This window comes from Anaerolineae bacterium (genome assembly GCA_014360855.1).
Classification (GTDB): Bacteria; Chloroflexota; Anaerolineae; order JACIWP01; family JACIWP01; genus JACIWP01.
Map to the genome: position 1 here is coordinate 1 of JACIWP010000101.1, position 10,484 is coordinate 10,484.

Below are 10,484 nucleotides of genomic sequence, written 5' to 3' on the forward strand. Positions count from 1 at the left end.
CCGGCAGGGAAGGGTGATCGGACCAGGCCAGGGTGACGAGCAGCCTCTCTCCCTCGGTTACGTCCACGCTGTACACGCGCTCATCTCCAGGACGCAGTCCCTCGCGGTCTACGAGGCGGCCCGGCTGGTCAGTTCCTCCGGGGGCGGAAGCTGTAGGGCGATGTACACATAGCCGAACAGGCCGACGGCCAGCGCCAGTGCTCCCAGGGCGAAGGTGAGCAAGAAAGCGGTGAAAAAGCCCTGCAGTAGGCGCGGCATACAACCCGATTCTTCCGACGATGGGGATGGAGCGCCGGCGCGCCGCACAGGCCCCTCGGCCGGCGCGCGATACTGTTCCGGATAGCGATATGCTCCACGGGGTCTCATATGGTGTCCGCGAACTCCTCTTCTCCTCCAGCAGATGTCCCAAGTATAAAACGCAGGAATGCCCGCTTTCGTTCCGCAAAACGCCGGCGCCTATGTCCCCGGCCAGGACCAGGGAATAGTGTTCGAATAAACCCAGGCGGCGGTGAAGATGGCGGAGACGCCGGCCACCATCAGGGCCGCTTCGGCCAGCTCCTCCTGGGACAGCACGGGCACATCACCGCTGGGCTTCCCCGCTGGTTCCGCCATGCCGCGCCAGAGATAGGCCGCCAGCAGGGTCAGCGGCAGAGCCGCCGGCGCGAACAGGTCCCAATCCCGCCGGCCGCCGTAGTCCGGGTTCCAGACGCTGATGAACAGCAGGTAATTCAGCGCCGCGACCGCCAGGAACAGGCCGGCCGGCTCGCGCAGGGCGCGCCGGCCGGCTCGGGTGGTCAGGGCGATAAGCACCAGGGCCAGCGAGAAGGGCGCCACCAGCAGTTGTTCATTGGCCCAGTCCAGGAAGTGCCCCCACGAGAACATGGTATAGCGTTCCCAGCGCGTAGCGGTCTGTGTCAGCGGCACGAACCAGCGGTGGTCGCCCCCGCCCGGCGCGTCCTCCCCCAGCAGGGCCTGGATGCCGTGTCCGCCGGCCTCCATCAATACCACTACGCCGGCCAAGATGACCAGCATCGGGAACGCCACGCGCAGGGTCATCGCCAGCCGCCGACGCAGTCCCTGCTCCTCTATCCAGCGGCGCCGCCACAGCCAGACCAGGGATGCCTCCAGGCCCAGGATAGTGGAAGGGTGAAAGGCATGGGTCAGGCCCAGCACGCCGGCCGGCCAGAATATGTCGGCCCGGCCCTCCGCGGCGCGCACTCCCAGCCACAGATAGGCCAGGATGCCGATGGTCATCCAGACGTAATTTTCCACGTAGCCGAAAAAGAACTGCATCAGTCCCAGGGTACCGAGCCAGCCGGCGAAGAGGGCCTTTTCCGCCGGCGTGCGACCCATCTCGTCGGCCATGCACAGCAGGAGAAAGACGAAGACCACGCCGGCGGCAACGCTCAGTACCTGATAGGTGTGCATCACATCCCATCCCCACCAACGGTTGGCCAGCGCCCAGGCCTTGGCGTGCAGGAAGAGGTCCAGCGGGGCCTGCCAGGTGTACGTCAGGCGCACCTCCGGATGGGCGATGGCATTCACCAGGATATAGGCATCGCCCCAACGGGTGTGCACCAGCCGGCCAGCCCAGAACACCGGCGCCAGCGCCAGGCTGAAGCCGGCGAACCACCATCGACGGCCGGGACGGGCGGGGATATGCCGGCCCAACCAGCCGAGCGCCGCTCGCACCACTGCGTTAACCCGCGGCACGCATAACAGCGCGCCGGCGCCGGCGGCCAGCCACCCCAGCCAGCGCGGCCAATAGGTGAAAGGAAAGATGCCCCAGCTCTGCTCCTCGGGGAGATATGGCGCGGCCAGATGGAGAAGGATGAGGAAAAGCGCGCAAAGCCGCACTGCCCACAGCGCCTGCCGGGGCGCAAGGGCCGGCAGAGAACGAACCCACAACCCCCTCATAGGTCCCCCGCCGGCAGTTCCACCCGCCCCAGGCCCCAGCGCGCCCATTCCTGGCCGCTGGTGGGGTCGTACAGGATGATGATGGCCTCGTAGGTGCCCGGCGGTGCGGCCGGCGGCACCCGCAGGTCATGCCAGTCAGAGACCGTCTCGCCGGCCGCCCAGGCTGTGGTGGGATACGCCTCATGCACCGGCCGGCGGTCATGCTGGGCGACAGTGCTCCCATCGCCGGCCAGCAGGCGCAGGGAGAGACGCACATCCCTGTCCAACACATGCAGGGCCAACCATTCCAGGGAGACGCCGGCATGCCAGCCGTCCGGCAGGCGGCGCAGGGCAACTTCCCATCTCTGCAGGCACAGCCCGGGGAGCAGTTCGACGCCGGCGCAGGTCAGGTTCTCCGCTGGCGCCGGCTTGGGCCGCACCTGGATGAGGGGACCGGCGGCATCCAGGTGATAGCGTTCGGCCAGGCCGGCCATGCCGCGGGTGAGATAGACCTCGCCCGTTTCCCCCAGCGCCCCTTCGATGGCTTTCCAGCGCGCCGGCTCCTGGTCGGCGGCAGTGGTGCGGATATCAGGGCGCAGGCCCTGCGTCTCCTGGTAATAACGCAGTACGGTCATCTCTCCCAGGATGCCGATGACGACGGCATCCGACGACAGGGGTGCAGACAGCGCCTGCACCGCCCAATCATGGACTTCCCAGTCGTCGGAGCGATCGGCCTGGGGATAGGCCCGGACGCCGGCCCAGAGGGCCTGGCCGGCCAGCACCAGCGCCAGGAGGATGGGGACCATTGAACGGAGCGCGCCAAAGGCAGACACTGCCCCCACCCGATGAACCAGCCAGTCAAACGCCAGGCCAATGCCGGTCGCGCCGGCCAGGAAGGCCGGCAGGAGGAAGACCTCCACGTCTGCCACCCGGTACAGCGCGGCAAAGGCCAGACATACCAGCCAGGTCAACCGCAGGGCCCAGGCGGTGCGCGGCCGGCGGCCGGCCCACATTAATCCCAGGACGCCGGCCAGCCCGCCCAGCGGGCCGAACTGCTCCAGCCACAGGCGCAGGTAATCGCCGACGGTGCGCGATTGGGCAAGGGGGTTGCCCGTCAGGAAGGCGCTGTAGTCCAGCGCCAGCACGTGCCGCCAGAACCCCTCCCAGGTGTTGCGGTAGGTGCCGTCCAGGGAGCCGGCACGCGCGCCGATGAGCGGGATGTAGGCGTAGAGCAGGAGCGGAAGGGCGCAGGCCAGGGCCATCTTCCACCAGGAACGCCTCCACCGCGGCCGGCGGGGTTCCCCCTCCCTGGCCGGCAGGGCCAACGCCAGCGCCAAGCCCGGGAGCAGGAAAACGATGGTGCGGTGATGGGCTAGGCCGGCGCCGAAGAGGCCGGCAGTGATGATGAGCCATCGCTCCGCCCCCGTCTCCTCCCAGCGGGTCAGCGCCGCCAACAGCCAGACGGTGATGCACAGGTGCAGGGCATACACCTCGGCGATGGTAGCCTGGGACCAGAAGACCGGAGAGACAGCCAGCGCCAGGGCGGAGAGCAAGCCGGCCAGCGGGCGCCCGGTCAGCTCCCGCACCAGGACGAACAGGCCGGCCAGCGCGCCGGCGGCACAGACCGCCGACAGCAGGTTGACCCGGTAGGCCACATCCCCGATAGGTAACCGGGTGAAGAGCCAACCCAACAGAGTGTAAAGGGGATAGCCGGTCGGATGGGCCACGCCCAGGCGGTAGCAGACAAGCTGAAACTCCGGGCTGTCGTCGAAGACCGTGACGACAGTCGGGGCCAGGGTAGCGCTATAGAGACCCAGGCCGGCGGCAAACACAGCCCAGGGCAACAGTCGCACTGCCAGTCTCTTCCACCGGGTAGCGGACAACGTATCTCTCGTCGCCAAAAAGGATTCAGCGGCCGCAGGGCCGACCGCCTGCATGATACCATAAACCAGGCAGAGGGGAGAAATACGCGGTAGCGGCGCGAGCCGGGTGCAAATTTGCGAAGCCGGCGCAGTTCGATTATAATGGCGTTGTCAGCGGGGCGTAGCGCAGATCGGTTAGCGCGCACGGTTCGGGTCCGTGAGGTCGGAGGTTCAAATCCTCTCGCCCCGACTGGCACAAGCGGGCCATGATGGCCCGCTTTTTTATTGGCCGGCGCAAAAAATTGGTGGTCCCAGGAGAGGCGGAGATCCTGGGACCACACGAAGGTGATGGGATAATGGGAGGTGGGATTCGATAATAGTGATAATCGAGAATAAACGGGAAAATGTTGGATAATACCTCCGCCGAATCTCTCTGCATGCTGTCCTTCTGCCTGCCATTATAGCATAGGCCTGCGCCGACGAAGCTTACAGTTTGCTTACAATCGCATGGGGGCATATTCCCTTTGACGTCCCTCGCGGCCAGGGGTATAATCCCGCATGTCCGTGCCGGCAGGCTGACCACCCGGCCGGCAAACTGTCACCAGAAGGAGAGCATTGACACAGCATGGCTGACTCCATCGAGCAATTCCGCTCCGCGGCGGTGGAAGCCGCCGAGAGCGCCGGCGCCGAACTGATGCGCGGTTGGCGGCAGTACCATCATATCCGCTCCAAAGGCCTGCGCGACATCGTCACCGAGGTCGATATGGCGGCCGAAAAGGCCATCCTCGACGTCATCCGCCGGCGTTTCCCCGAGCATGATATCTTGACCGAGGAAACCGGCGCCCACGGGGATAACGGCCGGCGCTCCCCCTACCGCTGGATCATTGACCCGCTGGACGGCACCACCAACTACGCCCGCGGCCTGCCCTTCTTCTGCGTCTCCATCGCCCTCTTCGAGAACGGCCGGCCGCTGTTGGGCGTGATTTATGACCCCCTGCGCCGGCAGTGCTACCAGGCGGCACGCGGCCAGGGCACCTACCTGAACGGGGAGCGCCTGCAGGTCAGCCGGCGCACCGATTGGATGGACCTCATTATCGCCACCGATTTCCCCCGCCAGGAGGCCCCGCGTCAGCGCATGATGCGCATCATTGACCGCCACAGCCATGACCTGGGAGGATGGCGCATCATGGGGAGCGCGGCATTGGGGCTGTGCCTGGTGGCGGACGGGAGCGCCGACGCGTATCTGCATCTGACGCTGTTCCCCTGGGATAAGGCGGCCGCCGGCATCATCATCGAGGAGGCCGGCGGACGCGTCACTGGCATTCAGGGAGAGGCCGATTGGTGGAACACGCCCACCTGTATGGCCACCAATGGCTTTATCCACGATGCGCTCCTGGCCCGCCTCGCCCCGGATGTGGCGGAAGGTGACGATGCCTGAAGGCCTGCGCCCGGTCATCGTTCCCGTTGAGGACGAGCCGGCATCCTCTTGGTTCTCCCGCAGTTGGCCGGCGATGGTGATCGCCGCGGCCGTGCTCATCGGGCTGGCCCTCAGCACGCTGGCCGGCAGGGCGCCCACCCTGCCGCCGGCGCCGACCCCAGCGCCCTGGCCCGGGGCGGTATCCACCGTTATGCCGGCCGCTAACGCGCTGACATCCCGCCGCGCCCTGTTCATCCTCCTGCCTGGTGCGCGCCCGGACTATCTCCACACCTATATCACCGACGGCACGATGCACAACCTGGCCCTGCTGGCCGCCGGCGGCGTCGTGCCGGAATACGTCGCCCCAGTGGAGCCGGCGGTGACCAATCTCAACCTGGAGTGCCTGGTGCGGGGAAGCCGGCCGCGCCTGTCCGGTCTCCTCAGCGGAGCGGAACCTCCCGCCCTGTTCACCGCGCCGGCCGTATGGGCATGGGACGGACAGAGCGGGCAAGCCGATGCCGTCCTTTTCTGGTCAGACACAGAGCCGGACGGCGCCGGCGCGGATATCTTCGTCACCCTGGCGGATGGCCCATCCTCTGCCGAACGCCCGGACGCACAACCGCTCCACACTTTCCCGGCCGGCCTGGCCCAAGCCATGACCGACGCGCTCGGACAGCCACCAACCATCCCCTTCCCGTCGGCCTCCGCGGGCGATTTCGTCGAGCGCCTGTACCGCCGGCTGGACTGGCAGGCCCGCTCTGCCGCCTGGATATGGTCCAGCTATTCCCCGCGCACCATGGTCATCGTCTTTGACGCGCTGACCCTGGCGGCAGAGGCCGGCCTGCTGCACGGCGAGGATGTCTACGACCCGCTGACGCGCACCGCTTACCGCCGGCTCGATGGAGCGCTGGGAACGCTTTTCTCCGTGGTAGATATGGCGCAAACGGTGACGGCGGTCGGCACCCCCAACGGCCTACTATCGTACCAGCGCGTGCTGAATCTGGAAGCGGTACTGCGGGATGGCGCGCCGGCCGTGCCGCCGGACACAGTTCGCATCGTCACCGCCGGCGGGACTGCGTTCCTCTCGATCCACCTGCCGGCAGACAGCGCGCCCGCCGTGCAGGCCGCCTACGTGGAGGGCGTGCAGGAGGCGCTGGAAGGAGCCGCCGCCGGCGATCAGCCCGCACTGCGGCGCGTCGCGGCGGGTGATGCCGCCCGTCAGATGGGATGGGCGGATGCCGGCGCCGGGGATTTCTGGGTGCAAGCCGCGCCCGGTGTGGTCCTGCGTGACGGCGACCCCAGCGGCGAAAACCGCACCTGGTGGGCGGAGGCCGGCGTTGCCGACGGCTATGCGTCCGACCTGCCAGAGATGCGCGGGTTCTTCGTGCTGGCCGGCCCGGGCATCACCCCCTACGGCCTGGTCGGCCCCATCTCCCTGCTGGATATCGCCCCGACCATTGGCGCCCTGCTCCAGATGCCGATACCGGACTCCGTGCAGGGCCGGCCCCTGCGAGAGTGGATGAACGCAAACTAAACCTGAAAACTGCACAGCCGGCTTGTGCACTTCATTGACAGGGCCGGCGCGCCCCTGTATAATGGCTAAGTGTATAATGGCTAAAGAAAGAGGGCCCCGGAACGGTCCACTGTCGTGATGGGATGCGGGTGGGATATGTGCGGGAGGTTGCCATGAGTGAGATTGAGCGCGCGGCAAGCTTTTACTTGGGCCGGCTGGTGAACCCGGACACCGGCGAACTGGGGGATATCCTCCAGTACGATGCCCGAGATCTGACCACCCACGCGGTCTGCGTGGGCATGACCGGCAGCGGCAAGACCGGCCTGTGCATCGACCTGCTGGAAGAGGCGGCGCTGGACCAGATTCCGTCCATCATCATTGACCCCAAGGGCGACCTGACCAATATGCTGTTGACCTTCCCCGACCTCCGCCCGGAGGATTTCCTGCCCTGGGTGAATGTGGACGACGCGCGCCGCAAGAACATGACCGTGGAGGAATACGCCGGGTACGTCGCCAATCTGTGGGCGAAGGGGCTGGCCGAATCCGGGCAGGGGCCGGAGCGCATCCGGCAGTTGAAGCAATCGGCGGATTTCGTCATTTTCACGCCGGGGAGCAGTGCCGGCGTGCCGGTAAACATCCTGCAGAGCTTCGCCGTCCCAGACCTTCCCTGGGAGGAGCACGAGGAGGAACTGCGCGAGAAAATCTCCAGCATCGTCAGCGCTCTGTTGAGCTTGGGACAGGTGCGGGTAGACTCCACCAACGACCGGGAGCATGTCCTGCTCTCCCATTTGTTCGAGCGCGCTTGGCGTGCCGGCGAGGACCTGGACCTGGCCGCGCTCATCATGCAGGTGCAGAAGCCTCCCATCCGCAAGCTGGGCGTCTTTGACGTGGACACCTATTTCCCGCCGGCGGAGCGCATGCAGTTGGCCATGGCGCTGAACAACGTCCTGGCCTCGCCCAGCTTCACCCAGTGGCTGGAGGGCGAGCCGCTGGAAATACCGCAGATCATCAAGGCGCCCGACGGCCGGCCGCGTGTCGCCATCTTTTACATCGCTCATCTCAGCGACGCGGAGCGCATGTTCTTCGTCACCCTGCTTCTTCAGCAGGTCATCGGCTGGATGCGCACGCTTTCCGGCACCACTTCCCTGCGCTGTATCCTGTACTTCGATGAGGTGTTCGGCTACTTCCCACCCACCGCGGAGCCGCCCTCCAAACGCCCCCTGCTGACCCTGCTGAAGCAGGCGCGCGCCTTTGGCCTCGGTGTGGTGCTGGTCACCCAGAACCCCGTGGACCTGGACTATAAGGGCCTGACGAACGCCGGCACCTGGTTCATCGGCCGCCTGCAGGCGGAGCGCGACAAAATCCGCATGCTGGAAGGGCTGGATACCGTCTTCTCCAGCGCCGGCGGGCGCTTCGACCGCGCCTACTTCGATAAGCTGATCAGCAGTCTCAAACCCCGCCAGTTCATCCTGCACAACGTCCACCAGGATGCGCCGGTGGTTTTCTATACCCGCTGGGCCATGTCCTACCTGCGGGGGCCGCTGACCAAGGTGCAGGTGAAGGAGCTGATGAAGGGGCGGCCGGCCGAGGCACTCAGGGCCGCGCCGGCGGTGCAGGCTCCGCAAACCGCTCCCGCGCCGGCCGCGGTGGCTATGACCGCGCCTCCCGCGGCAAAGCCGGCGCCTGACCTGGGCACCATGCCGCCGGCCCTGCCGGCCGGCATCCCCCAATACTTCCTGCCGGTGCGTCTGCCGGACATCCAGGCCCGTAAGAAGGTCTCCGGCCAGGTCGCGGAGACGCGGCTGGTGTACCGGCCGGCGCTTCTGATGGCCGGCCAGGTGCAGTTTTCCCATACCCCCAGCGGCACCTTTGTCACCTCCCCCTTCATGTATCTCCTGCCGCCGGAGCACATCACAGCCGTGCCGGATTGGGCCGCCGCCCAACCGCTGGAGCTGACAGCCAAAGACCTGGAGACTCAGGGGGCAGAAGGTGCCCTGTACGCCGATGTCCCTGAGCCGCTGGCCAACGCCCGCCAATTAGCCCTCTGGAAAAAGGCCTTCGCCGGCTATCTGTACCGCACGCAGGCGTTGGTGATCAGCTATCACCCCCTATTGAAGGTATATGCCCGGCCGGAGGACACGGCAGAGGGCTTCCGCCGGCGGTGCGAAGAAGCCGCCCGCCAGCAGAAAGAAGCCGAGGCGGAGAAAATCCGCGCCAAGTATGCCGCACAGATCGAGCGCCTGCAGGAACGCATCCGACGCGAGGAACTGGAACTGGAGCAAGATCGTCTCGAATATGAGGCCCGCAAGCAGGAGGAACTGCTCTCCGCCGGCGAATCGCTGGTGGGAATGTTCATCGGCCGGCGCCGCTCGAGCGTGCTCTCTTCGGCCAGCCGCCGGCGGCGCATGACCCAACTGGCCAAGGCCGACCTCGATGAGTCGGTCGCCACCATCGCCAAGCTGAAGAAAGAGCTGGAGGGCCTCCAGCGAGCGATGAATGAGAAGCTGGAAGCCCTGGAACAGCGCTGGTCCCAACTGGCGGAGAACATCCAGGAGATCCGGGTCCAGCCCCGCAAGACCGACATCGCTGTGGACATCTTCGGCGTGGGCTGGGCGCCCATGTGGCAGTTCGTGATGGCGGAATCGGAACAGCGCGTGGAGGTGCCGGCCTACCAGCCGGCGTGAGGAAACGACCCATGGCCTTTTTGCAGGACAGGAAGCCGGTCGCACGTTTTTCCCCTATACAGGACGCGGCCCAGGTGGCCGCACCGCCGGCGCGCGCCTCGCTGGCGCTCCCTATACTGCTCCTGCTTGCCAGCCTGCTCCTGTCCGTGTGTATGGGCCTGGTGGCATATTTCGAGCTCCAATACCGCGGCCGCATCTACCCGGGCGTGCGGGTGGAACCGCTGGATCTGGGAGGGAAGACGCCGGCGGAGGCCCGTCAAGCCCTCGCGGCCCTCTACGCCAACGCCTCCCCCTGGTGGCCTATCCTGACCTTCGGCGACAAGGTCTGGATCCCCAGTCAGGCGGACCTCGGCATTCAGGTGGACCTGGACAGCGCTGTGGAAGAGGCATATCGGGTCGGGCGGAGACAAGACGTACTGCGCTCCCTGGCGGAGCAGTGGCGCGCCTTCCGGGAGGGCTATACCATCCGGCCGGCGGCGCGCCTGGAGCCGGCGCAAGCCCGCCGCTATCTCAGCACTATCGCCCGAGAGGTCAACCGCCCAGTGCGGGAGGCCACCCTGCGGGTGACCGAAACTCGCGTCGAAATCATCCCCAGCCAGGTCGGCTACGAGGTGGACGAGGCGGCCACCCTGGAGCTTCTAGCGGAGCGCGTCCGCAACTGGCAGGGGGGCGAACTGCCCCTGGTTGTGCGAGAGGTACAGCCGCTCATCACGAATCTGGAGGGGCTGGCGGAGCGGGTACAGCGCATCCTTTCCGCGCCGCTGGTGCTCGTAGGGCCGGCGGACCAGAACCCCAACCGCTGGGTGCTCACGCCGCAGGAGCTGGCCGACATGCTGGTGCTGGAACAGCGTGTGGAGAGCGATGGGAGCGTGGCCGGCGTGGCGGTGCTCTCGGAGCCGGCGCTGACCCAGCGGGTTGAGGCCATCGCCGAAGAGGTCAACCGCCCACCGATCGAGGGGAAGATCGACTACAACCTGAACACCCGGCAGTTGGTGGTGCTCCAGCCCAGCCAGGCCGGCTACCGCCTGGATGTGGCGCGCACGGTTCAGCTCATCCAGGAGCATGCCCTCAGCCAGATGCGCGAAATCCCCCTGCCGGTGGAGGTCATCACC

General features: G+C 66.7%; 7 protein-coding genes and 1 tRNA gene. 5 read left to right on the top strand and 3 right to left on the bottom strand.

Annotated elements, in window-relative coordinates; genetic code table 11:
- Positions 1–108 precede the first annotated feature (108 nt).
- The 3 genes from H5T60_07130 to H5T60_07140 form a co-directional block, all read right to left on the bottom strand.
- Complete coding sequence (locus H5T60_07130) at positions 109–366, bottom strand: hypothetical protein (GenBank protein ID MBC7242203.1); 258 nt, start codon at positions 364–366, stop codon at positions 109–111.
- 90 nt (positions 367–456) lie between these two features.
- The gene (locus H5T60_07135) at positions 457–1,908 is read right to left on the bottom strand and encodes a hypothetical protein (GenBank protein ID MBC7242204.1); all 1,452 of its coding nucleotides are present in this window, start codon (positions 1,906–1,908) and stop codon (positions 457–459) included.
- Positions 1,909–1,913: 5 nt separating this feature from the next.
- Entirely contained in the window at positions 1,914–3,749 is a 1,836-nt protein-coding gene (locus H5T60_07140) for a DUF2723 domain-containing protein (protein MBC7242205.1), read from the bottom strand.
- A gap of 184 nt (positions 3,750–3,933) precedes the next feature.
- Here H5T60_07140 and H5T60_07145 point away from each other — a divergent pair.
- The 5 genes from H5T60_07145 to H5T60_07165 form a co-directional block, all read left to right on the top strand.
- A tRNA-Pro gene (locus tag H5T60_07145) sits at positions 3,934–4,008 on the top strand.
- A 375-nt stretch (positions 4,009–4,383) separates the two neighbouring features.
- Positions 4,384–5,196 carry an inositol monophosphatase gene (locus H5T60_07150; protein ID MBC7242206.1) on the top strand — a complete coding sequence of 271 codons (813 nt, stop codon included), beginning with the start codon at positions 4,384–4,386 and terminating at the stop codon, positions 5,194–5,196.
- Positions 5,183–6,709 carry an alkaline phosphatase family protein gene (locus H5T60_07155; GenBank protein ID MBC7242207.1) on the top strand — a complete coding sequence of 509 codons (1,527 nt, stop codon included), beginning with the start codon at positions 5,183–5,185 and terminating at the stop codon, positions 6,707–6,709. Before H5T60_07150 ends, H5T60_07155 begins: the two co-directional genes overlap by 14 nt.
- 152 nt (positions 6,710–6,861) lie before the next feature.
- Complete coding sequence (locus H5T60_07160; GenBank protein MBC7242208.1) at positions 6,862–9,372, top strand: hypothetical protein; 2,511 nt, start codon at positions 6,862–6,864, stop codon at positions 9,370–9,372.
- Between the two features lie 11 nt (positions 9,373–9,383).
- On the top strand, positions 9,384–10,484 hold a 1,101-nt coding region (locus H5T60_07165), incomplete at its 3' end, for a peptidoglycan binding domain-containing protein (protein MBC7242209.1).